22 protein-coding genes are annotated in these 23,850 nt (G+C 54.6%); 18 read left to right on the top strand and 4 right to left on the bottom strand.

Features of this window, described 5'->3' with window-relative positions; genetic code table 11:
- Positions 1–154: 154 nt before the first annotated feature.
- The 6 genes from rpmH to ACTG2O_RS03795 all read left to right on the top strand — a co-directional run bounded on the left by rpmH (position 155) and on the right by ACTG2O_RS03795 (position 5,278).
- The gene (gene rpmH / locus ACTG2O_RS03820; RefSeq protein ID WP_005307156.1) at positions 155–289 is read left to right on the top strand and encodes a 50S ribosomal protein L34; all 135 of its coding nucleotides are present in this window, start codon (positions 155–157) and stop codon (positions 287–289) included.
- On the top strand, positions 289–648 hold the full coding sequence (gene rnpA, locus ACTG2O_RS03815; RefSeq protein ID WP_005339313.1) for a ribonuclease P protein component: 360 nt from the start codon (positions 289–291) through the stop codon (positions 646–648). The genes rpmH and rnpA overlap by 1 nt, the downstream gene beginning before the upstream one ends.
- Positions 615–863, top strand: a complete 249-nt coding sequence (yidD, locus tag ACTG2O_RS03810) for a membrane protein insertion efficiency factor YidD (protein WP_010672280.1) — start codon at positions 615–617, stop codon at positions 861–863. Before rnpA ends, yidD begins: the two co-directional genes overlap by 34 nt.
- Before the next feature lie 5 nt (positions 864–868).
- Positions 869–2,515, top strand: coding sequence for a membrane protein insertase YidC (gene yidC / locus ACTG2O_RS03805; protein WP_111900872.1), 1,647 nt, complete (start codon positions 869–871; stop codon positions 2,513–2,515).
- 99 nt (positions 2,516–2,614) lie between these two features.
- Positions 2,615–3,976 (top strand): tRNA uridine-5-carboxymethylaminomethyl(34) synthesis GTPase MnmE, encoded by a 1,362-nt coding sequence (gene mnmE / locus ACTG2O_RS03800; RefSeq protein WP_019445516.1) that lies wholly within the window; start codon positions 2,615–2,617, stop codon positions 3,974–3,976.
- A gap of 162 nt (positions 3,977–4,138) precedes the next feature.
- Positions 4,139–5,278, top strand: coding sequence for a site-specific integrase (locus ACTG2O_RS03795; RefSeq protein WP_439975356.1), 1,140 nt, complete (start codon positions 4,139–4,141; stop codon positions 5,276–5,278).
- 201 nt (positions 5,279–5,479) lie between these two features.
- Here the strand turns inward: ACTG2O_RS03795 and repC are convergent, their stop codons facing one another.
- From repC to ACTG2O_RS03780, 3 genes are read right to left on the bottom strand one after another with little or no spacing between them, the layout of a single operon-like run.
- Positions 5,480–6,319: a replication protein C, IncQ-type gene (gene repC / locus ACTG2O_RS03790; protein ID WP_047439884.1), complete on the bottom strand. Its 840-nt coding sequence runs from the start codon at positions 6,317–6,319 to the stop codon at positions 5,480–5,482.
- Entirely contained in the window at positions 6,306–7,163 is an 858-nt protein-coding gene (locus ACTG2O_RS03785) for a helicase RepA family protein (RefSeq protein ID WP_439975355.1), read from the bottom strand. Before ACTG2O_RS03785 ends, repC begins: the two co-directional genes overlap by 14 nt.
- A 7-nt stretch (positions 7,164–7,170) precedes the next feature.
- Positions 7,171–7,506 carry a helix-turn-helix domain-containing protein gene (locus ACTG2O_RS03780; RefSeq protein WP_015848536.1) on the bottom strand — a complete coding sequence of 112 codons (336 nt, stop codon included), beginning with the start codon at positions 7,504–7,506 and terminating at the stop codon, positions 7,171–7,173.
- Between the two features lie 250 nt (positions 7,507–7,756).
- Here ACTG2O_RS03780 and ACTG2O_RS03775 point away from each other — a divergent pair, with 250 nt between their 5' ends.
- The 8 genes from ACTG2O_RS03775 (at position 7,757) to ACTG2O_RS03740 (ending at position 18,745) form a co-directional block, all read left to right on the top strand.
- The gene (locus ACTG2O_RS03775; RefSeq protein ID WP_226798893.1) at positions 7,757–8,353 is read left to right on the top strand and encodes a restriction endonuclease subunit S; all 597 of its coding nucleotides are present in this window, start codon (positions 7,757–7,759) and stop codon (positions 8,351–8,353) included.
- 146 nt (positions 8,354–8,499) lie between these two features.
- Positions 8,500–9,918 (top strand): type I restriction-modification system subunit M, encoded by a 1,419-nt coding sequence (locus ACTG2O_RS03770; RefSeq protein ID WP_439975354.1) that lies wholly within the window; start codon positions 8,500–8,502, stop codon positions 9,916–9,918.
- The gene (locus ACTG2O_RS03765) at positions 9,908–11,164 is read left to right on the top strand and encodes a restriction endonuclease subunit S (protein WP_439975353.1); all 1,257 of its coding nucleotides are present in this window, start codon (positions 9,908–9,910) and stop codon (positions 11,162–11,164) included. Before ACTG2O_RS03770 ends, ACTG2O_RS03765 begins: the two co-directional genes overlap by 11 nt.
- Positions 11,161–11,859, top strand: coding sequence for a UPF0149 family protein (locus tag ACTG2O_RS03760; protein WP_439975352.1), 699 nt, complete (start codon positions 11,161–11,163; stop codon positions 11,857–11,859). The genes ACTG2O_RS03765 and ACTG2O_RS03760 overlap by 4 nt, the downstream gene beginning before the upstream one ends.
- 65 nt (positions 11,860–11,924) lie before the next feature.
- Complete coding sequence (locus ACTG2O_RS03755) at positions 11,925–13,871, top strand: RNA-binding domain-containing protein (protein ID WP_439975351.1); 1,947 nt, start codon at positions 11,925–11,927, stop codon at positions 13,869–13,871.
- The gene (locus ACTG2O_RS03750) at positions 13,864–17,154 is read left to right on the top strand and encodes a type I restriction endonuclease subunit R (RefSeq protein ID WP_439975350.1); all 3,291 of its coding nucleotides are present in this window, start codon (positions 13,864–13,866) and stop codon (positions 17,152–17,154) included. Before ACTG2O_RS03755 ends, ACTG2O_RS03750 begins: the two co-directional genes overlap by 8 nt.
- A gap of 24 nt (positions 17,155–17,178) precedes the next feature.
- The gene (locus tag ACTG2O_RS03745; RefSeq protein WP_439975349.1) at positions 17,179–17,910 is read left to right on the top strand and encodes a M48 family metallopeptidase; all 732 of its coding nucleotides are present in this window, start codon (positions 17,179–17,181) and stop codon (positions 17,908–17,910) included.
- Between the two features lie 511 nt (positions 17,911–18,421).
- Positions 18,422–18,745: a hypothetical protein gene (locus ACTG2O_RS03740; protein WP_439975348.1), complete on the top strand. Its 324-nt coding sequence runs from the start codon at positions 18,422–18,424 to the stop codon at positions 18,743–18,745.
- Here ACTG2O_RS03740 and ACTG2O_RS03735 read toward each other — a convergent pair.
- Positions 18,742–19,359 carry a recombinase family protein gene (locus ACTG2O_RS03735; protein WP_439975347.1) on the bottom strand — a complete coding sequence of 206 codons (618 nt, stop codon included), beginning with the start codon at positions 19,357–19,359 and terminating at the stop codon, positions 18,742–18,744. The genes ACTG2O_RS03740 and ACTG2O_RS03735 overlap by 4 nt on opposite strands.
- Before the next feature lie 616 nt (positions 19,360–19,975).
- On the opposite strand from ACTG2O_RS03735, the gene hepT reads away from it, so the two are divergent.
- From hepT to ACTG2O_RS03715, 4 genes are all read left to right on the top strand, one after another.
- On the top strand, positions 19,976–20,404 hold the full coding sequence (gene hepT, locus ACTG2O_RS03730; RefSeq protein ID WP_331379470.1) for a type VII toxin-antitoxin system HepT family RNase toxin: 429 nt from the start codon (positions 19,976–19,978) through the stop codon (positions 20,402–20,404).
- A 169-nt stretch (positions 20,405–20,573) separates the two neighbouring features.
- Positions 20,574–20,828 carry a helix-turn-helix domain-containing protein gene (locus tag ACTG2O_RS03725; RefSeq protein ID WP_101323164.1) on the top strand — a complete coding sequence of 85 codons (255 nt, stop codon included), beginning with the start codon at positions 20,574–20,576 and terminating at the stop codon, positions 20,826–20,828.
- Entirely contained in the window at positions 20,828–22,147 is a 1,320-nt protein-coding gene (locus ACTG2O_RS03720; RefSeq protein ID WP_227272716.1) for a type II toxin-antitoxin system HipA family toxin, read from the top strand. The genes ACTG2O_RS03725 and ACTG2O_RS03720 overlap by 1 nt, the downstream gene beginning before the upstream one ends.
- Positions 22,148–22,606: 459 nt before the next feature.
- Positions 22,607–23,826 (top strand): IS3 family transposase gene (locus ACTG2O_RS03715; RefSeq protein WP_439975195.1). Its coding sequence is split into 2 segments (ribosomal slippage): positions 22,607–22,955 and positions 22,955–23,826, totalling 1,221 coding nucleotides; the frame shifts between segments, so codons are not numbered across the junction.
- The last annotated feature ends 24 nt before the right edge of the window (positions 23,827–23,850 follow it).

The following is a 23,850-nucleotide window of genomic DNA, read 5'->3' as shown; positions in this document are numbered from 1 at the left end:
TTTCAAGACCACGGCAGGATGAGAGGGAACGGCGGATTGACTAAAAGCCGAACTCTGTTTAGAATTCGGCCTCTTTTGCTAGTCGTCACACGCTATAGCTGGCGCGTCGGCTAAGTGTGACAATCAAAACTGTACAGAAATACGGAATCGAATCATGAAACGTACTTTTCAACCGTCCAACCTGAAGCGCAAGCGCTCTCACGGTTTCCGCGCCCGCATGGCAACTGCCAACGGTCGTAAAGTTCTGGCCGCTCGTCGTGCCAAGGGTCGTGCCCGTCTGGTAGTTTAATGCCTACCCAGCACACCTTCTCTCGGGAGTTACGTCTGTTAACTCCCGAACACTTCAAACGCGTTTTCGCCGAGCCTGTCCGGGCTGCTTCCCCGCAAATTACGCTTCTCGCCTGCCCCAATTCACTCGAACACTCTCGTCTTGGTCTCGCTGTGCCCAAAAAAGCACTCAAGCGTGCCGTCTGGCGTAACCGTGTCAAACGGGTGGTCCGGGAAAGTTTCCGCCTCAAACAACATCAGCTGCCCGCTATCGACATCGTGGTGATCGCCAAAGCCGGTGTGAAAGAGATGGATAACGAGGAACTGTTCAAGTTACTGGAAAAGCTATGGCGCACTCTGTCACGCCGTTGCAATGGGTAGCTATCAAACTGATACGCCTGTATCAGCTAATCATTAGCCCTCTGCTCGGGCCGCGCTGCCGTTTTACTCCAACTTGTTCCCAATTTGCGATAGAAGCCATCCGACTTCACGGTTTCATAAAAGGCGTTTGGTTAGCTAGCAAACGTCTATTAAAATGCCATCCCTTATCCGAGGGTGGTTATGACCCGGTTCCGCAACCAAAGCGAAGAAACTGAAGACTATGGAATCACAACGCAATCTACTCCTGATCGGTTTGCTGTTCGTGAGCTTTCTGCTCTGGCAACAGTGGGAGTCCGACAAGGCTCCGAAGCCGGCCCCGACTACCGTGGCCCAAACCGAACATTTCGTACCTGAAGCCGGTCAGACCGGTGATATTCCTCAGGTTTCCGAGCAAGCCAACGCGACTGCCGCACGCAAGCTGATCACCGTCTCCTCTGACGTGCTCAAGCTGACCCTGGATACCCAGGGTGGTGACGTCGTGTCTGCCGAACTGCTGTCTCACAAACTGGAAGAGGGCAAGGACCAACCGTTCGTGCTGCTGACCAGCCAGCCTGAGCACCTCTATATCGCCCAGAGCGGTCTGGTGGGTCGCAACGGTCCGGACAGTCAGGCCGAAGGTCGTCCTACCTATGAAGCCGCCCAGACCAGCTATCAGCTGGCCGATGGTCAGGATCAAGTCGTCGTTCCGATGACCTGGACCGACAGCAAAGGCGTGGTCTTCACCAAGGAGTTCATCCTCAAGCGTGGCGACTATGCCGTTGGCGTTGATTACAAGATCGACAACAAATCTGCCGAGCCGGTTCAGGTGCAGTTCTATGGTCAGCTGAAGCAGACCGTAGCAACGCCGAAGGATCAGGAAGGTCATGCCATGGTAGCCAGCGCTTACCGTGGTGGTGCCTTCTCCACTGAAGATACCCGCTACAAGAAGTACACCTTCGACGAGATGAAGGATGCCGACCTGAACAAGACCACCAAGGGTGGTTGGGTCGCCATGCTGCAACACTACTTCGTCTCTGCCTGGGCACCGAATGCCGACGATACCAACAGCTTCTACAGCCGTGTGATCCCGGGCAAAGGCCAGGCCATCATCGGTTACAAGGCGCCGCTGGTTGACGTGGCTGCCGGCCAACAGGCTGAAGTGACCAGCAAGCTGTGGGTCGGTCCCAAGCTGCAAGACCAGATGGCCAAGGTGGCTAACCACCTCGACCTGACCGTCGACTACGGCTGGCTGTGGTTCATCGCCCAACCGCTGCACTGGCTGCTGACCGTGTTCCACGGTTTCGTCCAGAACTGGGGTCTGGCCATCATCATGCTGACCCTGCTGGTGCGCGGCATCATGTTCCCGCTGACCAAGGCCCAGTACACCTCCATGGCCAAGATGCGCATGCTGCAACCCAAGATTGCGGCCCTGCGCGAGCGCTTCGGCGATGACCGCCAGAAGATGTCTCAGGGCATGATGGAGCTGTACAAGAAGGAGAAGGTCAACCCGCTGGGTGGCTGCCTGCCGATCCTGGTTCAGATGCCGATCTTCATCGCCCTTTACTGGGCACTGATGGAGTCCGTTGAACTGCGTCACGCGCCGTTTGCCCTGTGGATCACTGACCTGTCAGTGAAGGACCCCTTCTTCGTGCTGCCAATCCTCATGGGTGCCTCCATGTGGTATCTGCAGAAGATGAGCCCGACCACCGTAACCGACCCGATGCAGCAGAAAGTGATGCAGTTCATGCCGATCATCTTCACTTTCATGTTCCTCTGGTTCCCGGCTGGCCTGACTCTCTACTGGCTGGTGAGCAACGTCATCTCCATCATCCAGCAGACCATCATCTATCGTCAGCTGGAGAAGAAAGGACTGCATTCACGCAGCTAATCTTCCCGTGATGACAAAAGAGGCGGCCTTCGGGCCGCCTTTTTTATTACAATGTCTCCCACTACGTTTTCCTATCAGCGAACAAACGAGCCAAGCAAGATGACAACAGATACGATCGTGGCCCAGGCCACCGCGCCAGGCCGTGGTGGCGTCGGCATAGTCCGGGTCTCCGGCCCCGCCGCCGAACAGGTCGCCGGGATAGTGCTCGGCAAGCTCCCTCGGGTGCGCTACGCCGAATATCTGCCGTTCAAGGATGAGCAAGGCCAGGTACTGGATCAGGGCATCGCCCTGCTGTTCAAAGCTCCCAACAGCTTCACCGGCGAGGATGTGCTGGAGCTGCAGGGCCACGGCGGCCCCGTCATCATGGACATGCTGATCCGCCGCATTCTGAAAATCGATGGCATCCGCCCTGCCCGCCCCGGCGAGTTCAGCGAGCGCGCCTTCATCAACGACAAGCTGGATCTGGCCCAGGCCGAAGCCATCGCTGACCTTATTGAAGCCTCCAGCGAACAGGCCGCCCGCAGTGCCATGCACTCCCTGCAGGGGCAGTTCTCCAGCAAAATCCAGCAACTGGTGGAGAGCCTGATCCGGCTGCGCATCTATGTGGAAGCGGCCATCGACTTCCCGGACGAGGAGATCGACTTCCTCTCCGACGGCAAGGTGGCGGGCGACCTCTACGCCATCATGTCCGAGCTGGACGACGTGCGCGGGGAAGCCAAACAGGGCGCCCTGCTGCGGGAAGGGATGAAGGTGGTGATCGCCGGTCGTCCCAACGCCGGCAAATCGAGCCTGCTAAATGCCCTGGCGGGCCGTGAGTCGGCCATCGTCACCGAGATTGCCGGTACCACCCGCGATGTGCTGCGCGAGCATATCCATCTCGATGGCATGCCGCTGCACATCATCGACACCGCCGGTCTGCGCGACACCCAGGACAAGGTGGAGCAGATCGGTATCGAACGCGCCTGGGCCGAGATTGAACAGGCCGATCGGGTGCTGTTTATGGTGGATGGCACCACCACAGATGCGGTTGACCCGCGGGAGATCTGGCCGGAATTTGTTGATCGGTTGCCAAAAAACATCGGCCTCACCGTCATTCGCAACAAGGCCGATCTGACAGGCGAGGATCTGGCACCGAGCCAGGAGCAGGGCCACGCCGTCTACCGCATCTCCGCCAAGACCGAGCTGGGACTGCCTGCCCTGCGCGAGCACCTGAAAGCCTGCATGGGCTTCCAGGGCAACACCGAAGGGGGCTTTATGGCCCGTCGCCGCCATCTGGATGCGCTGGAGCGTGCTGCCGAGCGGCTGCTGGTGGCCAAAGAGCAGCTGGAAGTGTTCGTGGCCGGCGAGCTGGTGGCCGAAGAGTTGCGCCTGGCGCAAGAGTCCCTCTCCGAGATCACCGGCGAATTCAGCTCCGACGATCTGCTGGGCCGCATCTTCTCCAGCTTCTGCATCGGCAAGTAATGTGGTGAAAAATCAGCAATAAAAAGCAGCCAGTGAGAACATAAGATATTGTAAATATTGGACTTTGTTTTTTACTGGCTGTTCTTGCCTGATCTTGTTTCGTGAGAATTTACCCCGAGAGTACCCCGAAGTAACCTCTCGGGGTACTTTCGGGGGACAATTATGAAGATCAGCATCGAATTCCGCGAACCGGACGCCGAAGGCAAGCGCGCTCTGCGCTTAACCTATTACGCCGGCTCCTACCTTGACCCAACCACGGGCATCCGCAAGCACAAACGCAGCAGAGAGCCCCTGGATCTCTTCCTGTACGACAAGCCGCGAACCCCAGCACAGCGGCTCCACAACAAAGAAACCCTGCGAGCAGCCGAAGCCATCCGCGCCAAGCGGCTCTTCGAGTACGAGACAGGTAAACACCATCTGGATTTCTCGAACGCCTACAAGGCCAGCTTCTTCGAGTACTTCCAAGAGGTTACAGACCAAAAAGCGGCAGGCAGCAAGAGCAACCACTCTATCTGGATATCAGCCCTCAAGCATTTGCGCCAGTACCATAAACTGCCAGAGCTGACTTTCGAGGAAGTAGATCAGCTGTTCCTGGAGGGGTTTCGGCACTACCTGATGCACAAGGCCCGCACCAAAAGCGGCACACCACTGAGCCGCAACACCCAGAGTGCCTATTTCAACAAGTTGAGAGCAGCCTTGAACCAGGCAGAGCAGGATCGGCTGCTGCCGGATAATCCGGTACGACGTGTCAAAGCTATCCAGGGGGAGAAGAACAAGCGGGTTTATCTGACCGAAGATGAGGTTCGGGCCATGGCCCAGGCTGAGTGCCGCTATGACGTTCTTAAGCGCGCCTTTCTGTTCTCTTGTTGCACTGGCTTGCGCTGGTCCGACATTCACAAGCTGACCTGGGCCGAGCTGGAGCCCTTCTATGGCCATTACCGTATCGTCTTCACCCAGAAAAAGACCAGCGGCCTGCAATACCTGGATTTGAATGACATGGCGATGCAGCTGATGGGGCGCTCAGGCAAGGCAACAGAGCGGATCTTCAAGGGCCTCAAGTACTCGGCTTGGCACAACATGGAGCTCACCCGGTGGGCGTTGCAGGCGGGTATAACCAAGAAGGTAACCTTCCACAGCGCGCGTCATACCTTCGCCGTCATCCAGCTTAACCGCGGCGTCGATATCTATGCCCTCTCCCGCTTGCTGGGACACAGTGAGCTGAGAACCACAGAGATCTATGCAGACATCCTTGAATCACGGCGTAGAGATGCCATGCTCGATTTTCCCAACGTATTGGAGTGATAGAAGCACCCTCGACGAGATCATGGCCAGGAAAAGCCAACAAATAGGCCAGCGCGACCATGCGCTGGCCTAGATTATCTTAGATAATATAGATCGGATTTCAGGATCGCCCTGCAGCCCAAGCGGTAACTGGGTTTCACTGAATTGGCTTGTGACCGTTATCGTGAACTTTGTGACCACTTTCGTGATAGTTTGTGACCGTTATCGTGATAGTGCAGGCCGGCCGATGGTAAACCGCCCCTTGGCATGTTCGCAGATAGACCAGCCCAAAGCAGTCAGCTCATCCAATGCCTTACGAACTCGTGATTGCCGCTTGCGATGGGTGGCCGTGCTGACCTCATCGGGAAAGGCATAAGCGACCAAGGTGTCTAACTGCACTGCCCTTTTCTGACCACAATCCACCCAGGCACATAGCCGCTGATGCAACAACCGAGCGATGCTGCCATTCAAGTGCCGAACTTCTGTCATGTCGATACGAACATGGCGACCATTACCCATAATGGCGTAGGTCAGCAAGGGATTAAGCGCCAAAAAAAGTCCATCAGTCTGAGTGTCACTGACATAGTTCGCCAATAAGCGAAAGCCGCTACGCTGGCCAGCCACCTTTGCGATCACCGACACCTTCCACAATCGCTCGATACAGCAACGTACAGTATTGGTATCCCGAGGATTGGCGTATCCAACCTCCTTGGCCAGTTTGCGCAGGCTGCTTCTGACCACCAATACCCTTTGCTGGTTGGCAGCCCAACGAAGATCCAGAAGATCTCGCAATATCGCCCCAGTTTCGCTCACCGCAACTGGCTCAATCTCGTTACTTTGTGACTCAAGTCCAGCCAGGGCAACCAACCCCTGAAGCACACGGAGGTCATCTGCACCCAGCGGCTCAGGCCCGGAGAACTCGATCTGATTGCCACCACCGAAACGGTAAATCACCTCCAGCTTGTCACGGCGGCGTTGGCCATGCGAGATCGCCCTAAACAACCCGGGTGCAAGACAGTGCATATGGTCATGCCTAGCATGGGTCAATTCAAAGCAAGACACGTTTGCCTCCCGCTCGGCGTGTTACGCCCAACCTAGCGGGAGCGGGATACAGCACGCCACCTTCCCCCCGCACCAACCAGCGCTCCGGTAGTGGCGGCCCATAATTACTTTTGCTTACCCCAAACCGCACGTGAAGCTTGCTCTTCTCTGCCGATACACCCAGCTGCTGCGCCTCTTTCTTGGTCATAGTGGCGAGGTAGCCCTGCCAGCGCACATTGTCTACCAGCACCGACGAACCACGGCTTGCCTGCTGCAGATCGCCAACTTCTTGGAATACTGCGGATTTGCTGGTGTGGTGTACAAACAACACAGCGCATCCCAGCCTCATGGCCAGCCGCTCCAACTGACCCAGTACCTGCGTCATGGCACAGGCCGCGTTCTCGTCGGCATCGTGGAAGCGCCTCAAAGTATCGATGACAATCAACCTCACCCCTTCAGCCCATATAGCAATCGCTTCCCACCAATGGCTATCCAGCACATTCGGACTGGAGCCATGCAGCGGTATAAGACGAAGGTTTCGTTCGACGTTGGCACGAAGTTCAGCATCAAGACCTCCGCCCAAGGCAAACAAGCGCTGGTGCAGTACAGGCCAAGGGTCCTCAGCAGGCAGGTAGAGCACGGTTCCCCTGCCCAGCTTGCCAAGTCCAATCCAATCCGGCCCACCGGCGATCTGCATTGCCAGTTGCAATGCCAACATCGATTTGCCCACCCCTCCCGGTGATACCAACGCACCAACGCAGCCAACAGGCAGCCCCGGGAGGACAAAATCGAGGGGTTTCGGAGGTTCAATAAAAGCCGACCGGAGATCCTGGGGGCAGAGAGATGTAATCAGATCCTGTGTCATACCCACCTCACAACCGCCCATGGCTAGCTTGCCGCACACGCTTGGTTACATGCTCGGTGAGTTCGGCGTCTGGTGAAATGCGGTGGGAGAGCAGCCAGTCCAGCAGCTCAACGCGCTTGAAGTAGATCTTTTTGCCTTGTGGCTTGTAATGCGGCAGACGCTTTTCACTGGTCAGCCGGTACACATAGCAGACAGAAACCCCCAGCAACTCAGCGCACTCCTCGGCAGAAAGCACCTCTTTTTGCGCCTGTCCTTGCTGGATTACCAACTGCTTAAGCTCATAAAGCTCTTTCAGGATTGCCCCATTCGGATCACTGAAAACTGACGAATTTTGTTCGCGCATGCAGATTGTCTCCTAGTTACAAACATCAGCATGCAAGAGCGTACTGGGGGCTAGGCGAAAACCTCGTTGCTGTAGTTGTCCAATTTGGGCACCAAGAGCGATTTTTACGGAGGGAAAACTTTCACATGTGAGAGCCACACAACAAGATTCATCGCCATTGATGCAAAAAAAGATCGAACATTGTCTTGACGGAACAAAGTCTCATCAGAGACACTAAGCATCAGCATCATTAGCGATGACGAGATTTTTTGTGAAATTACACCTGAACCAAATCGCCACTATCAGCGCTGGTTATCCGTTTCGCGGCAAGATCCCCGAGTATCCAGAGGGGAATCTGGCCGTTGTGCAGATGAAAGACACCTCGTCAGAGTTCGGTGTCGACTGGATGAGCTGCTTGCGCAGTGAGGCAACTGGCAAAAAAGCACCGGACTGGCTGCAAACTGGAGATATTCTGGTGGCAGCACGGGGCAACCAAAACTATGCCGTGCTGGTTGATACTCGGCATGCCCCACTGCCAGCTGTGGCGGCCCCCCACTTTTATGTGGTACGGCCACAATCTGATGCACTGATCCCGGAGTTCCTCGCCTGGCAGCTCAATCAGCAGCCCTGCCAGCGTTACTTCGAACTGCATGCCGAAGGCACCCTGACCAAGAGTATTCGCCGCCAGGTGTTGGAAGAGGCCTTGATTGGGCTTCCATCACTGGCAGAACAACAAACCATTTTGGCAATGGCTCGCACGCTGCAGGAGGAGCGCCAATTGATGCAGCTCCTCCAGCACAATGGCGAGCAGATGATGCATGCCATCGCGACTCGCCTACTTGAACAATCCGATACAGATGCCTCTTGAGGCTCGCATACCCGTTATTACGCCAAGGAAACACCCTTTATGACCGAACAGATCAATCAGGACGTTATCAACAACACCGTTTGGGGTGCTTGCGATGTCTTCCGCGGCACTATCAGCGCCGATACCTACAGGATTTCATCCTCACCATGCTGTTCCTGAAGTACATCTCCGATGTCTGGCAGGATCACTACGACGGCTACAAGAAGCAGTACGGCGACGCACCAGAGCTTATCGAAGAGATGATGAAAAGCGAGCGCTTTGTGCTGCCCAAACAATCCAGCTTCTACACCCTCTATGAACGACGTCACGAGCCAGGAAACGGCGAGCGGATCGATCAGGCTCTGCACGCACTGGAAGAAGCCAACGGCACCAAGCTCAAAGATGGCAACAAGAGCGTGTTTCAGGACATCAGCTTCAACAGCGATCGCCTCGGCGAAGAGAAGCAGAAGAACACCATACTGCGCTATCTGCTGGAGGAATTTGCCAAACCGGAGCTCAACCTGAAACCAAGCCGGGTCGGCAACCTCGACGTGATTGGCAACGCCTACGAGTACCTGATCGGCAAGTTTGCCGCCAACAGCGGCCAGAAGGCTGGCGAGTACTACACCCCGCCCGAGGTCTCCGATCTGATGGCAGAACTGCTGGATCCGCAGCTCGGCGATACCATCTGCGATCCCGCCTGTGGTTCCGGGTCGCTCTTGATGAAGTGTGGCCGCAAAGTGGCACAAAAAAATCACGGCCAGAAACGTTACGCCCTCTACGGGCAGGAAGCCATCGGCTCCACCTGGTCACTGGCCAAAATGAACATGTTCCTGCACGGGGAAGACAACCACAAAATCGAGTGGGGCGATACCATCCGCAACCCCAAACTGCTGGATAAAAACGGCGATCTGATGCACTTCGATATCGTGACCGCCAACCCGCCGTTCTCACTGGACAAGTGGGGTCATGACGAGGCTGGGATTGATAAATATGGCCGCTTCAAGCGCGGCATTCCACCCAAGACCAAGGGAGATTACGCCTTTATCCTCCATATGATCGAGACCCTGAAACCCAAGAGCGGTCGCATGGGTGTCGTGGTGCCTCATGGCGTGCTGTTCCGGGGTTCGAGCGAAGGAAAAATTCGCCAACAATTGATTGACGAGAACCTGCTCGATGCGGTGATCGGCCTGCCGGAGAAACTGTTCTTTGGCACCGGCATCCCCGCCGCCATCCTGATCTTTAAAAAAGAGAAGGTGGACGACAATGTGCTGTTTATCGACGCCAGCCGCGAATTCAAGGCCGGCAAGAACCAGAATGTACTGAGCCCGGAGAATATCGCCAAGATCGTCGCCACCTACCGCAACGGCGGCAATGTCGATAAATATGCCTATCTGGCCTCACTCAAAGAGATCAAGGAGAACGACTACAACCTCAATATCCCCCGCTACGTGGATACCTTCGAGGAGGAAGAGGAGATCGATCTGCTGGCGGTACGTGCCGAGCGGGAGTTGCTAAAAACCCAACTGACCGATCTGGAAACCGAGATGGCCAAGTATCTGGAGGAGCTTGGTTATGGTGCCTAATGGATGGAAGCTTGTTGAAGCTAAGGATGTATGTGAATCCATTTCTGTTGGCGTAGTCATCAAGCCTACTCAATATTATATTGAAGAAAGTGAAGGGGTTAAAGCCTTCAGGTCAGCCAATGTCAGAGAAGGCTTTATCAATGATAATGACTGGGTATATTTCTCCCATGAAGGACACGCTGCAAATAAAAAAAGCCAGCTTAAAGCCGGAGATATTTTAATAGTACGTACAGGATATCCTGGTACCGCCTGTGTGGTGACTCCTGAATTTGAAGGCTCAAATGCAATAGACATTGTAATCGCACGACCAGATAGGGAGCAGATCATATCTGAGTATCTTTGTGCATATACAAACAGCCACATGGGGAAGAGCCAAGTCTTGGATCTACAAGGGGGTATGGCACAGAAGCATTTGAATGTTGGCGCATATCAAGTGCTAAAAATTAAACTTCCCCCACTCCCCGAACAAAATAAAATCGCCCAAATCCTCTCCACCTGGGATAAGGCCATCATTACCACCGAACAACTGCTCGCCAACAGCCAGCAGCAGAAAAAGGCGCTGATGCAGCAACTGCTCACCGGCAAAAAACGCCTCGGGATACCTGATAAAAGTTACGAGTTCCGGAAAACTCGGTACGGAACTATTCCTAAAGATTGGGAATATCCCGCAATCAAGGATATTTGTACGCAGGTGACCCAAAAAAATACAGTGTCTGCTGACTATCCAGTTCTATCATGCTCCAAGTACGATGGTTTTGTTGACTCGCTTAAGTACTTCAAAAAAAAGGTCTACAGTGATGACACATCTGGCTATCGGTTAATTCACCGAGGTTGTTTTGGTTTTCCATCCAACCACGTTGAGGAAGGCTCGATTGGCCTACAGAATCTCTACGATACTGGAATTGTTAGCCCTATTTATGTTGTCTTTCGAGCAAAAACGAAAAGTGTAGATAACGATTATCTTTATGCTGTTTTAAAGACTGATCACTATCGACAGATCTTTGGTGCTGCCACTAATGCATCGGTTGATCGCCGGGGAAGTCTCCGTTGGAAAGAGTTCAGCTTGATACATGTGCCACTTCCACCGCTTGATGAACAACAAAAAATAGCCGCAGTCCTGTCCACCGCCGATCAAGAAATCAGTGCCCTACAACAAAAACTCGACGCCTTAAAGCAGGAGAAAAAGGCGCTGATGCAACAACTGTTGACCGGCAAGCGGCGGGTCAAGGTGGAGGCGGCTGCATGAAAAAAGTGACCATTCACCCCATGACCGAGGCCGAAGTGGAGTGGCTGGAGCAGCGGTTGATGGAATATGGCAACGACGATTCGATGCTTAGTTTGTCGGCGCTCGACGGCTTTCTGACTGCGGTACTCTCCGGCCCCGAGCTGGTGCCACCCAGCCAGTGGTGGCCGGTACTCTGGGGTGGCACGCCCCCTGAGTGGTCGTCCGAGCGGGAGATGAAACGGACGCTGGATTTGATCCTCGGCCATATGAATATTCTGGCCCATACCCTCTGTTATCAGCCCAAGCACTTTATCCCGGTGCTGATGGCCAACTATGTCGAAGGGCAGGAGATCTGCAACGCCGAAGATTGGTGCTTTGGCTATCTGCGTGGCATGGCACTGGGAAACTGGCCAGCCTTGCCAGAGGAGCTGGATAGCTCGCTTGAGGTGATCCGCCTGCATGGCAGCGATGACAGGCTGCCACAGCTTGCCAGCCTGTCGCTACCGGAGCATCAACAGAGCGTGGCCGAGGTGGGCACCGCCGCCTTGCGACTGCACGCCCATTTTCTGGCCCAACGGGGGCCAAGCACAGCGCCGATAGTCGCACCAGCCCTCACACCAGTAACCCTGCCGGTTAGAGCGGCCTCCAAGATCGGGCGCAATGACCCCTGCCCCTGTGGCAGCGGCAAGAAGTTCAAGCAGTGCTGTTTGCACTGAGTTGAGATGGCAAGACCCCGAATAGACGCCATCGGTAGTACACAGTTGAAGGAGCGTTCAGAGGCATGATCGAATTTACCCCGGAGCAGTTGCTGGCTCAGTTGCGCGAGCTGGATGAGTGTCCCCGTATCGAGGCCAAGCGGGGCTGCGACATCGGTTCATCCGTCATGCAGTCGATCTGTGCCTTTGCTAATGAGCCAGGCCTTGGTGGTGGCTATCTGCTGCTCGGGGTTAACGAGCCAAATGAAGCACACGACACCTTTTCGGTATGCGGTGTCAGCCACAGTGACCAGCTCCTCAACACGCTGCAGACCAACTGCCGTGATCAGTTTGAACAGCCGATCCCGGTACAGGCGCAAGCCCATCAGCTGGAGGGCAAACGTGTGCTAGTCGTCTTTGTCCCCGAACTGGAGCCGGCAGCCAAGCCTTGCACCTTTAAGGGGAAGTTCGACAGCAAGAACAAGCGCAAGAGCGGCGTCTGGCGACGGGGATTGAACGGTGATTACGAATGCTCCCAGCTGGAGCTGGAGCCCTTGCTGCTCGCCAAAAATGGCCTGGGGTTCGAGCAGGTTCTGCTGCCTGACGCCCACTGGGATGATCTCGATCCCCACGCCATCGAGCTCTATCGCACGCTGCGCAGCAAGGTTCGCCCTCATGCTGAAGAGTTGCAGGCCAGTGACAGTGAGATGCTCCAATCCCTCAATCTGGTGAAAAAGCGCCAGGGTGAATGGGTACCCAATATCGCCGGCTTGTTGCTCCTTGGCAAACCGCTAGCGCTGCGAAGACTGTTACCCGCCATGCGCGTGGACTACGTGCGCGTCGCCGGCACTCAGTGGGTGGAAGACCCTCAACAGCGCTTCGACACCACGCTGGATCTGCGTGAACCCCTGCTGACGCTGATCCCCAAACTGGAAGCCACCATTCTGGATGACTTGCCAAAGCATTTTCGTCTGGAAGAGGGCAAAACCCAGCGAGACGACCAGCCCTTGCTGCCACATAAGGTGATTCGCGAAGCGGTGGTCAACGCCGTCATGCACCGTGATTATCAGGTTAATCAGCCCATCATAGTGGTGCGCTTTAGCAACCGCCTCGAGATACGCAACGCCGGCTACTCTCTCAAGCCGGAGGCGATGCTGGGGGAGATGGGCTCTATCCTGCGCAATCCGGTGCTGGCTTCTGTGCTCTACGACGTCAGCTTTGCCGAGACCAAAGGCTCCGGCATCCGCACCATGCGACGTCTGCTGGACCAGGTGGGTCTGACCGCGCCTGTTTTCATGAGTCAGGTCATCCAGAACCAGTTTCTGGCAACCTATCTATTGCATCAACTGATGGGCGAAGAGCAGTTGGCCTGGCTCAAACAGTTCGCTCATTTCACCTTGAACAACGATGAGGCCAAAGCACTGATCCTGGCCAAAGAGACGGGAGCGGTGGATAACGCAGGCCTTCGCGCCATTACCGGCCTTGATACGCTAGCCGCCAGCCAGATACTGGGAAGATTGCATCATCAGTACCAGTTGCTGGTCAAAGGGGGGGCAGGCTCCTCCACTTACTACGAGCTGTCAGCGCCTCACGAACTCCCGCTGTTTGCTGCTGCCAATGATGAGGGCCCCCGCTCAAATGCGGGTGACCCCGTGGCAAATACGGGTGACCTCGACGCAAATACGGGTGACCTCGCGGCAAATAGAGGTGACCTCTGCTCAAATGCGGGTGACCTCCCGTCAGATCTGCTCGCTCGTATAGACCAGCTCACCCCCAAAGCACGCAGAAATAACCTGTGGCCAGTGATTCTGTGGCTCTGTGCCATGCGTCCTTACAAGACTGAGCAACTGGCCAAAACGCTGAACCGGCGAGAAAACGCACTAAAGGCGTCCCATTTGAACATTATGAGGGAACAAGAGGGCTTGATTGGCTATGCCTACCCAGAAGTACCCAATCATCCGGAACAGGCTTACCAAACCACAGAGAAAGGGCGCCAATGGCTCGCTGCACGGGGAATTGAACTCAATGACTGATCATCACCACGCACCCAAGTTTCAAGAAGAGTTCAGCGCCAAGATCCCGGCCCTGACCCTGCTGACCCAGCTGGGCTGGACTTTTCTGCCCCCCAAGCAGGCACTGGCAGCCCGTAACAATAAATATGACCAGGTCGTGCTGAGCCAAATTCTGCGCGAGGAGCTGAGCAAACGCGCCTTTGTGTATGCTGGCAAGAGGTATCCGCTGTCCGCCAAGTCAGTCGACAATCTGGTAAGTGAGCTGTGTACTCCAGCGCTTAACGAAGGGCTGATGACCGCCAATGAACGGACCTATAACCATTTGCTCTATGGCATGTCGGTCACCGAATTCATTGACGGCAAGAAGGTGAACCCGACCATTGCCCTGATCGACTGGCATCACCCGCACAATAACCGCTTCACCTTTACCGAAGAGTTTCACGTCACCCGAGCCAGTGGTATAGAGTCTCGTCGCCCCGATATCGTCTGCTTCGTCAATGGCCTGCCATTGGCGGTGATCGAGGCAAAACGCCCGGATAGCAACGCCAAGAAGGGACCTACCGTCAAGGAGGGGATCTCCCAGACTATTCGCAACCAGCTACACGGTGAGATCCCGCTGTTGTTCGCCTATAGCCAGTTGCTGCTATCCATCAGCGGTATCGAAGGACGCTATGGCACCTGCGGCACACCGGAAAAATTCTGGGCAGCTTGGCGTGAAGAAGACATAAGTGACGCGCAGATGGCCGAGATCAAGAATCGGCCGATTCCCCAAGAAACCCTCTCGACACTGTTTGATCATCGCCCAACGGCCACACTGGATTGGTACCAGACCCTATTGGCCGCCGGCGAGTTGGCTGTGACGGACCAGGATCGGCTGCTAATCAGCCTGCTGTCACCTGATCGGCTGCTGGATATGACCCGTCTGTTTACCCTGTTTGACAAGAAAGCCGGCAAAATAGTGGCCCGCTATCAGCAGGTGTTCGGCATCAAGCGACTGATCGAGCGGATCAGCCACAAGCGCCCTGATGGCGGCCGCCAAGGCGGGGTGATCTGGCACACCACAGGCTCAGGCAAGTCGTTCACCATGGTCTTCCTGAGCAAGGCGATGATCCTGCATGATGCGCTGAAAGCCTGCCGCATCATTGTCGTGACCGACCGGGTGGATCTGGAAAGCCAGCTCAGCAAGACCTTCTCATCCAGTGGTGAACTGGCTGGCAAGAAGGACAAGGACGCGGCGATGGCCACCTCGGGCAAGCGACTGGCTGAGCAAATAGGCAAGGGTACCGAGCGCATCATTTTCTCGCTGATCCAGAAGTTCAACACTGCTACCAAATTGCCTGAGTGCGTCAACAAGAGCTCGGACCTCATCGTGCTGATTGATGAGGGGCACCGTAGCCAAGGGGGCGAAAACAATATTCGCATGCAACTGGCCCTGCCCAATGCCGCCTTTGTGGCCTTTACCGGCACCCCTCTACTGAAAAACGACAAGACGACCAACAAGTTTGGCCCCATCCTGCACGCTTACACCATGCAGCGAGCCGTTGAGGACAAAGCGGTCACCCCCCTGCTCTATGAAGAACGCATCCCGGATCTCGATGTGAACGACAGGGCGATTGATGCCGGTTTTAACCGCATCGCCACCAACCTGACCGAGGAGCAAAAGGCTGACCTGAAGCGCAAATACACACGCAAAGGCGAGCTCTACAAAGCCGATGACCGGCTCCAGCTTATCGCTCGCGACATAGCCGAACACTTCGACAAGAACATTCCGGAAGGGCTGAAAGGTCAGCTCGCCTGCGACAGTAAGTCTTCCGCCATCAAGTACAAGCAATATCTCGATGAGGTTGGATTGTTCGAATCCGCCATTGTTATCAGCTCCCCCGATAGCCGGGAGGGCAATACCGATGTCGATGAATCTAACCTCCCTCTGGTCGTGCAGTGGTGGAAAGATAACGTGGGTAGCCAGGATGAGCAGCTCTACACCAAGCAGATTATCGAACGCTTCGCCGACAAGGATGATCCGCTCAAGCTCTTGATCGTGGTAGACAAGTTACTGACCGGTTTCGATGAGCCCAAGAATACGGTGCTTTACATCGACAAACCCTTGAAGGAGCACAACCTGATCCAGGCCATCGCCCGGGTCAACCGGCTGCACCCGGACAAAGAGTTTGGCTTGCTCATCGACTACCGCGGCATTCTCTCGGAGCTAGATACCACTATCGCCAAGTATCAGGATCTCGCCTCACGCACTCAGGGTGGCTACGACCTTGACGACATCGCCGGCCTCTACAACCAGATGAGCTCTGAATACAAGCGCCTGCCACAGCTCTACAAGGACCTGTGGAACATCTTTGCCGGGGTAAAGAACAAGCAGGACATAGAGCAACTGCGCCAGGTGCTGGTACCCCGAATGGAAGAGGTTGAGGGAGAGCTGGTAGATGTGCATCTCAAGGTGCGTGAAGACTTCTATGAGGCACTCTCCCGCTTTGCCAGTTGCCTGAAAGTAGCTCTACAGTCGGCCTCGTTCTTCGAGGACACCGCCTTTACCGAAGCGGATCGCCGCCATTACAAAGAGACGCTGCAGCAGTTCTCCAGCCTGCGGCAAACCGTGCAACAGGATGCAGGTGAAAGAGTCGACTACCACGAGTACGCCCAGCAGGTGAAAAAGCTGCTCGACAAGCATGTGGTTGGCGTCGAGGTCAAAGAGCCCGGTGGTGTGTATGAAGTCGGCAAGATGGGACTGCAAAAACCGCCGGAAGAGTGGAGCAAAGAGAAGACCCGCAACGAGACTGACATCATCAAGACTCGCGTCACGCGCATGATTGAGCAGGATCTCAGGGATGACCCTTATGCTCAGGAGTCTTTCTCAACCTTGTTGCGCCTCGCCATTGCAGAGGCGGAAAAACTGTTTGATCACCCTCTCAAGCAGTACATGCTGTTCCGCGAGTTTGAAGAGCAGGTACAGGAACGCCGCCTGAACGATATGCCTGATGCGTTTGGCACTAACCGCCATGCTCAGGCCTACTTCGGGGTCTTCAAAAAGAACCTGCCACAACTGTTTGACAGCCAGGATGCTCAGGTTGAAGAAAAGTGGGTCAAACTCGCTTTCGAGATCGACCGGTTGGTTGATGCCTCGGTCGCTGAACACTCTATCAACCCGCAAAATATTGAAGCCGATATTCGCAAGAAGCTGCTGCCATTGCTGTTCACCGAGTGCAAGGCCATCGGCTGTGGCATGGATCAAGCCAAGCGCATGGTGGAAATGGTCGTGCAGATTACCCGAGTTGGTCACAGTGGGATGTAACTGCAGATGAGTACCTCCGGCAACATGACCAATAGGCTCCAGCACTTTTCCTATGGCAGCGAGCTCATCCGGTTCGAACGGCTTACCAGACCCAAGGCCGGCAAACTGCTGATCAAGGTGCATCCTGACTGTCGGGTTGAGGTGATGGCCCCACCGCAAACGCCAGATGAAGAGGTGCTTGCGGCGGTAAAAAAACGTGCCCGCTGGATCTACGAGCAGTTGCGTGACTTTCGTCAGCAGTTGGAACATGTTACGCCACGCCGTTATGTCAGTGGCGAGAGTCACCTTTACCTCGGCAAGCAATACCTGCTCAAGGTCATCGTTGCACCAAGCAGTGTGCAAGGGGTCAAACTGCTGCGAGGCAAGCTGGAAGTATCAGTCAGGCAGCCAGGACCCGAGACAGTGAAGGCTCAACTGACCCAGTGGTATAGAACCCGCGCCAGAGAGCTTTTCGCCAAACGTCTCGATGCCATGTTGGAACAATCCTTGTGGGTTGTGGATCGCCCTCCGCTACGCCTGCTGAATATGCAAACCCAATGGGGAAGCTGCTCGCCCAATGGCCGGATCACACTCAATCCTCATCTGGTAAAAGCCCCCAGAGAGTGCATTGATTACGTCATCCTCCACGAGCTTTGCCACCTAGCCGAACACAACCACAGCGAGCGATTCTGGCGGTTGCTCAGCCAGGTGATGCCGACCTGGGAGAAGACCAAACAGCTGCTCGACGGGATGGCCCACCGACTGCTGACATCCTGAAATATGAGGGGCAAAATTCCAGATAGATAGGAATCCGCCCCCATCAATTCCAGCACACCAAGGTCCATCATCCCTTCAAATAAGACGACCAACATTCCAGAGCGAAAAACAACACGAACATTCCAGATAGATGGGAAGGCCCCTATCAATATTCCAGGTGCTCGTTCTGAAGCGAAATTCCACTATCTGGAATATCCTCACCAAGATTCCAGATAGATAGTTATGTGGAGGGGAACTGGACAGGGGTTGGCCGGGAATGAGGGCGCTGATTCCGCTGGTCAATAAACCACTGGATTCCATAGTTCCAACTTTGTCACTAACGAACAAACTCAACATTTTCAATAAGTTGATTGAACGCCAACACCTTCAGTGCCATGCTGAAATTATCTTCAGTGGTGGAGCAAAACGATGGATGCGTTCAGTTGGGGGATGGCGGGCTTATTGGCCTTCTTCACGCTTGTTTTCGTGTGGAGTCTGTATAGCTACAAAGCGCATGCAAAAGAGCGGCACCATGAAACCGATCGCTGATATCGCCCTCATGGCGGTGGTTGCGCTGGGCTTGATGGCACTTGGCGACACGTTGTTTGCATGGCTGCTGATCTGCCAGCCACCGGTTTACTGGTGCTGGCCAATACTGGCCTGGGCCACCAGACGCCCCATCACGGCCAGGTTGCAGTTAATGGCTCTTGCCGCACTCACCTGCTGGCACTGGCCCGCCGGGCTGTTCACTGCGCTGAGCATCGCTCTTATCTGGACAGCGAAAACCCTCAAGACAACCCCACGCTCAAAACGCAAGGGTGGGCCGGTCATCAAAAATTACTACTTCTGGAGCTAACTGCGCGCCTCCTTGGCCACACTGGCGATAAGGTACCTTGAGCAACCAAGCATCTCCTGAATCGCGGAATAACTGTGGCCAGTCACCAACAGCCTGGCGATGTGCTGACGCTTCTTCTCATCCTTCTGCCTACCACGGTATTTCCCTTCATCCCTGGCCTTGGCAATACCCTGCTGCTGCCTGCGACGGCGATCTTCATAGTCTTTACGAGCGACGGCTGCGAGCATATCCAACAGCATGCCATTTACAGCCTGCAAGATGGCGCTGGTGAACTCGGAGCGGCTGTCCCCCTGTAATGCCACCCAGGAAGTCGGAAGCTCAGGAGAAACGATGGAGAGCTGTTTCTGTGCCAAAAGCTGCTTCAGTGTTTGCCAATCCGTCTGATTGAGACGGGCCAGACGATCAATCTGCTCTACCAGCACAATGTCACGATCTGCAGCGTCGCGGATCAGCCTCATAAGCTCAGGCCTGTCCAGCGTCGCTCCCGACTCATTCTCCACATAGAAACTGGCAATCTGATGGCCATGCTCAGCAGCAAAACCAATCAGCAGCTTTCGTGCCCGCTCAGCATCCTGTTCCATAGTCGATGCACGTAAATACGCCCGTATGAACATTGAAACCCCCATCAGTCTGTTTAAAGTGGTTCTTAATTATTGGTTCAATATAAGTGGTTTCAATATTTCTTTCGAGAGGATATCGAGTGGTTTTTATGGGGTATACCTTTTTAGAACCACCACATGACGATCGAAATACGACCTTTCGATAGCCTTCTGATCTGACAGAACAAACTTTAAGTGTGATCCGTCATCACAAAGTCGCTTTTGAGTTGTATTTGAGTATTTAAGCGACGTTGCTCACCATTCCTGATCTGCTGAATGGGATGCCAAAGGAGGAAATCTACAGAAGCTGGGCTTTGAGGTGAGTCATCTTTTCGACTCACCGAACAAGCCAGCAGCCAAGCGCAGCGCGGCAGGCTATTGAACGTTACGTACAAAAGCCCAACCATGTGACACCATACTAACCAGTATTCTGTCTCAAACTACCAAATGACCGTACCAAGGGGACAGCTTGCCCTAGCACCAACTGGGATCTGGCGGTGGCCTTTGCTCCGACTAAACAGAGTGGACTACTGGATACAGCACTCAAGAACTGCTGGCGCTGTAGTGGCAATGAGTTCTGGGGAAAACTCTCGGTTATCGATATCAATAAACATTAAGTAGAGAAGTAGAGATGAGCGATAACGCTTATATCGGCGCTTTGCGCACCAGCTTGTCGCGCTACCAGGCCGAGCTGTCAGAGATCCGGGCAATTCTGGCGCTGCGTACCCTTTCCAATCTGGAGTACCGCGCCGCCGAGCGAATCCTGCAAGTTTCTATCGAAGCAAGTATTGGCGTGGCAAAACACTGGGCCAAAACGCTGGCAGGCCATACCCCACAGGATGCCTATCAGGCATTCGAGTTCCTTGTCCTACGTGGTGAGCTATGCCCCGACACTCTGATCTGTTGGAGCAAGCTCATTAGCCTTCGCATTGCGCTGGTGCACGACTATCTGAATATTGACCCCGAGATCATCCGTAGCGTCATTGCTCAAGGCTATAGCGACCAGCTGTTCACGTTTGCAGAGCAAGGTCTCGACTGGTTGGCTGCCCATATTGATTGAAACTTCGACGTCATATCTCCGTTTACCGTTCTCTTACCCGCTATAGGGGATAACTGTTAAATACCGCCTATAGCGTGTAAGTTATATTTACCTCCTATAACAGGTAAACATTGATATACCTGCCATAGCGTGTAAATTGGAAGAAGGCATGCTACCAGGTTGTCAAATCATGAAAGTAACCAGCGCCAAGCAGCTGAGCGCCTGTATCAAGGATGCCAGGCTTTCGCAAAAGCTCTCTCAAGGCAAAGTGGCCGAGAAAGTGGGGATTAGGCAAGACACAGTATCCAGCTTCGAGCTCAACCCTGAGTCCACCAAGCTGGAAACCCTGTTCAAGATCCTCGCGGCACTCGAATTGTCACTGGACATCAAACCCCGCAATGAGTCATCCGATAGTCCGACATCGGGCTGGAAGGAGGAGTGGTAATGGCCAATCTGGCTGTCTACATGAACGGCTATCGGGTAGGCACATTCACCAAAACTACCAGCGGTGCCCATCAGTTTCAGTACCATGAGTCCTGGCTGGCACAACCAGGCAGCCGTCCCATCTCACTCTCCATGCCATTGCGCCATCAGGCCTACCGAGGCGATGAAGCATATAACTTCTTTGATAACCTGCTGCCAGATAATACGGAGGTGAGGAACAGGGTTGTAGCACGCTATCAGGCGGTATCAACCCAGCCCTTCGATCTGCTCAGTTGCATTGGCCAGGATAGCGTAGGGGCATTACAGCTGGTTACCGAAGGACACGATGTTCCAGATGTCAGGCGAATCGACTACAAGGCCCTTTCCGATGACGAGCTCGAGCAGATCCTGACCAGCTACAAATCAGGAATCCCTTTGGGGATGGTCAGGGAACAAGAGGAGTTTCGGATCTCTATCGCCGGGGCGCAAGAAAAGACTGCGCTGCTCTATCTCGATGGCCTTTGGTACTTGCCACTCAACGCAACGCCGACAACCCACATTATCAAACTCCCTATCGGCAAGATTGAAAGCCACTCCTACTCGATAGACCTCTCCCAAAGCGTAGAAAACGAATATCTCTGCACTCTGATTGCCAAGGAGTTTGGTCTACCCGTACCTCACTGCTTCATGATGCAGGTTGGCCAGGTCAAAGCACTGGCTGTGGAACGCTTCGACAGACGTTACGCTGCCGATCGCAGTTGGATCATGCGCCTTCCCCAAGAAGATTTCTGTCAGGTATTGAATGTTCCGTCAGCACGGAAATACGAGAGCCATGGAGGACCAGGGATCACTGACATCATGGAAACCTTGCTGGGCTCTGCGACACCAGAACAGGATCGCTACCTGTTCATGAAATCTCAGGTCCTGTTCTGGCTGCTGGCGGCCACCGATGGCCATGCAAAGAACTTCTCGGTCTTTATTGAACCGGAAGGGCGTTTTCGCCTGACCCCTTTTTACGACATCCTATCTGTCTATCCAGTGTTTGGCGGCCGAGGCCTCAACCGAAGGGACGCCAAGCTCGCTATGGGCCTAGCAAGCAGCAAGGGAAAGAAGTACTCCATTGAGCAGATATTCCCGCGTCATTTCTTCCAAACGGCAAAAACTGTGGGATTTGAGCGTTCTGCTATGGAAGAGATCCTGACAGAACTGGCCAACTCCGTTGATGATGTTATTGAGCGCGTTACCCAGCAATTGCCAGCAGACTTCCCCGACACCATCAGCAGCACCATTCTAGAGGGCCTAAAAGCCCGCTCAGCCAGGCTGATAAAGGGTTGGGATTAAATTGGCGTTATGTGGGATGACTGCACGGTTAGCCAAACTACCTATGGGAAACTTGCACGGTTCGAAGAGTAAAGCGGCTTTCCAGGCACCGGACGATGCTATAGTCGGTTCAAAATATGTTCAAAACTCACCTAAAAAGCGGTTTTGAGTGCGTGTGGTGGCATCGCGTTGATTCATATGGGAAGGCTGCACGATCGAGAATGGACTATGTGGGAACGCTGCACGATGACAGAAACCCGTGAGCGGCCTCTCAATATGCTGTTTTAGTTACTTTTACCCCAAGTGGCCCCCGAAAAGTCACTAACATATTGAAGATAATAAATTATTTACATTCTGCATCGGCAAGTAACGCCGCACGACAGACAATAAAAAGCCCGGGTTCATCCCGGGCTTTTTATTGTGCGTTTGTCCCGTCCTGAATATGGTTTACACCTTTCCCCCCAATAAATGGAGAGCCCGATGGGACAAGGTGTGAAACGGACACAGCGCGATTACTCGCTGACTTTTAAACTGGCGCTGGTCGAGCAGATTGAAAAAGGCGAGCTCACCTACAAACAGGCTCAGGTGCGTTATGGCATTCAGGGCCGCTCCACCGTTCTGGTATGGTTGCGTAAACATGGTCGGCAAGATTGGAGCCAGGGGGCTTCTGTGCGTGCCGGCAGGAGCATCACCATGCCTGACCACGACAATCAGACGCCCGAACAGCGCATCAAGGAACTTGAGCAACAGCTGGCGTTGATGAGTCAGAAGGCCCAGTTCTTTGAGGCCGTCGTCGATGTACTGAAGAATGACTACGGCGTCTCCATCGTAAAAAAGCGACCCGGCAAGTCCTCTCGCAGCGGCAAGTCGAGAGGCTGACCATTGTCAGGGCTTGCCTGTTTCTGGGGATAAGCCGGCAGGCTTACTACAAGCGCAATCGGGTCGCCGACGAGCGCCATGCACAGGGATTGCAAGTGGTGCGTTTTGTGCGTCAGGTTCGACTGCGACAACCGCGGGTGGGCACTCGCAAGCTGCATTATCTGCTGCAGGGTCAGGATGATGGCGGGCTCAAGGTCGGGCGGGACAGGCTGTTTCAGATATTGGCCGAGCACCGCCTGCTGGTGCAGCCCAGGCGGGCGTATCACAAGACCACCCACAGTTTTCACCGTTTCTACCGTCATCCCAACTTGCTCAAGGCGGGGCCAGAGCAGGTCACACCGGTGGCCCCGGAGCAGGTCTGGGTCGCTGATATCACCTATCTGCCAGCCAGAAGCGGGCCGCTGTACCTGAGCCTGGTGACGGATGCCTACTCACGCAAGATAGTGGGCCATCACGTGCACGAAGGGATGCACGCCGAATCGGTGGCGATGGCGTTCAAGAAAGCACTGAAGCAACGACGTGGCGGCGGTGAACTCATCCATCACTCTGACCGCGGCGTGCAGTATTGCTCTGGGCTGTATCAGTCATTACATGAACGGTACGGGGTGAAATGCTCGATGACGGATGGGTATGACTGCTACCAGAATGCGTTGGCGGAGCGGGTGAACGGGATTTTGAAAGGAGAGTTATTGTTGCAAAGCCCGCAGGATTTGACGCAAGCGCGGGAAATGGTGCGTGAAGCAGTGGATATTTACAACGCGGAGCGGCCGCATCATGCGTTGAAATACAGAACCCCCGATGCGGTACATAGGGGGTTCTGAGTGGAGCAAAGCTAGCCGAAAATG

The organism is Aeromonas sp. 61P, from assembly GCF_051919545.1.
Classification (GTDB): Bacteria; Pseudomonadota; Gammaproteobacteria; order Enterobacterales; family Aeromonadaceae; genus Aeromonas; species Aeromonas veronii.
The sequence above is the reverse complement of the archived record's forward strand: the minus strand, read 5'-3'. Positions and strand labels throughout refer to the sequence as shown.

Coding starts and splice junctions, on each gene's coding strand:
- rpmH (WP_005307156.1), top strand. CDS start 155: ATGAAACGTACTTTTCAACCGTCCAACCTGAAGCGCAAGCGCTCTCAC.
- rnpA (WP_005339313.1), top strand. CDS start 289: ATGCCTACCCAGCACACCTTCTCTCGGGAGTTACGTCTGTTAACTCCC.
- yidD (WP_010672280.1), top strand. CDS start 615: ATGGCGCACTCTGTCACGCCGTTGCAATGGGTAGCTATCAAACTGATA.
- yidC (WP_111900872.1), top strand. CDS start 869: ATGGAATCACAACGCAATCTACTCCTGATCGGTTTGCTGTTCGTGAGC.
- mnmE (WP_019445516.1), top strand. CDS start 2,615: ATGACAACAGATACGATCGTGGCCCAGGCCACCGCGCCAGGCCGTGGT.
- ACTG2O_RS03795 (WP_439975356.1), top strand. CDS start 4,139: ATGAAGATCAGCATCGAATTCCGCGAACCGGACGCCGAAGGCAAGCGC.
- ACTG2O_RS03785 (WP_439975355.1), bottom strand. CDS start 7,163: ATGACACAGGATCTGATTACATCTCTCTGCCCCCAGGATCTCCGGTCG.
- ACTG2O_RS03780 (WP_015848536.1), bottom strand. CDS start 7,506: ATGCGCGAACAAAATTCGTCAGTTTTCAGTGATCCGAATGGGGCAATC.
- ACTG2O_RS03770 (WP_439975354.1), top strand. CDS start 8,500: ATGCTGTTCCTGAAGTACATCTCCGATGTCTGGCAGGATCACTACGAC.
- ACTG2O_RS03765 (WP_439975353.1), top strand. CDS start 9,908: ATGGTGCCTAATGGATGGAAGCTTGTTGAAGCTAAGGATGTATGTGAA.
- ACTG2O_RS03760 (WP_439975352.1), top strand. CDS start 11,161: ATGAAAAAAGTGACCATTCACCCCATGACCGAGGCCGAAGTGGAGTGG.
- ACTG2O_RS03755 (WP_439975351.1), top strand. CDS start 11,925: ATGATCGAATTTACCCCGGAGCAGTTGCTGGCTCAGTTGCGCGAGCTG.
- ACTG2O_RS03750 (WP_439975350.1), top strand. CDS start 13,864: ATGACTGATCATCACCACGCACCCAAGTTTCAAGAAGAGTTCAGCGCC.
- ACTG2O_RS03745 (WP_439975349.1), top strand. CDS start 17,179: ATGACCAATAGGCTCCAGCACTTTTCCTATGGCAGCGAGCTCATCCGG.
- ACTG2O_RS03740 (WP_439975348.1), top strand. CDS start 18,422: ATGAAACCGATCGCTGATATCGCCCTCATGGCGGTGGTTGCGCTGGGC.
- ACTG2O_RS03735 (WP_439975347.1), bottom strand. CDS start 19,359: ATGTTCATACGGGCGTATTTACGTGCATCGACTATGGAACAGGATGCT.
- hepT (WP_331379470.1), top strand. CDS start 19,976: ATGAGCGATAACGCTTATATCGGCGCTTTGCGCACCAGCTTGTCGCGC.
- ACTG2O_RS03725 (WP_101323164.1), top strand. CDS start 20,574: ATGAAAGTAACCAGCGCCAAGCAGCTGAGCGCCTGTATCAAGGATGCC.
- ACTG2O_RS03720 (WP_227272716.1), top strand. CDS start 20,828: ATGGCCAATCTGGCTGTCTACATGAACGGCTATCGGGTAGGCACATTC.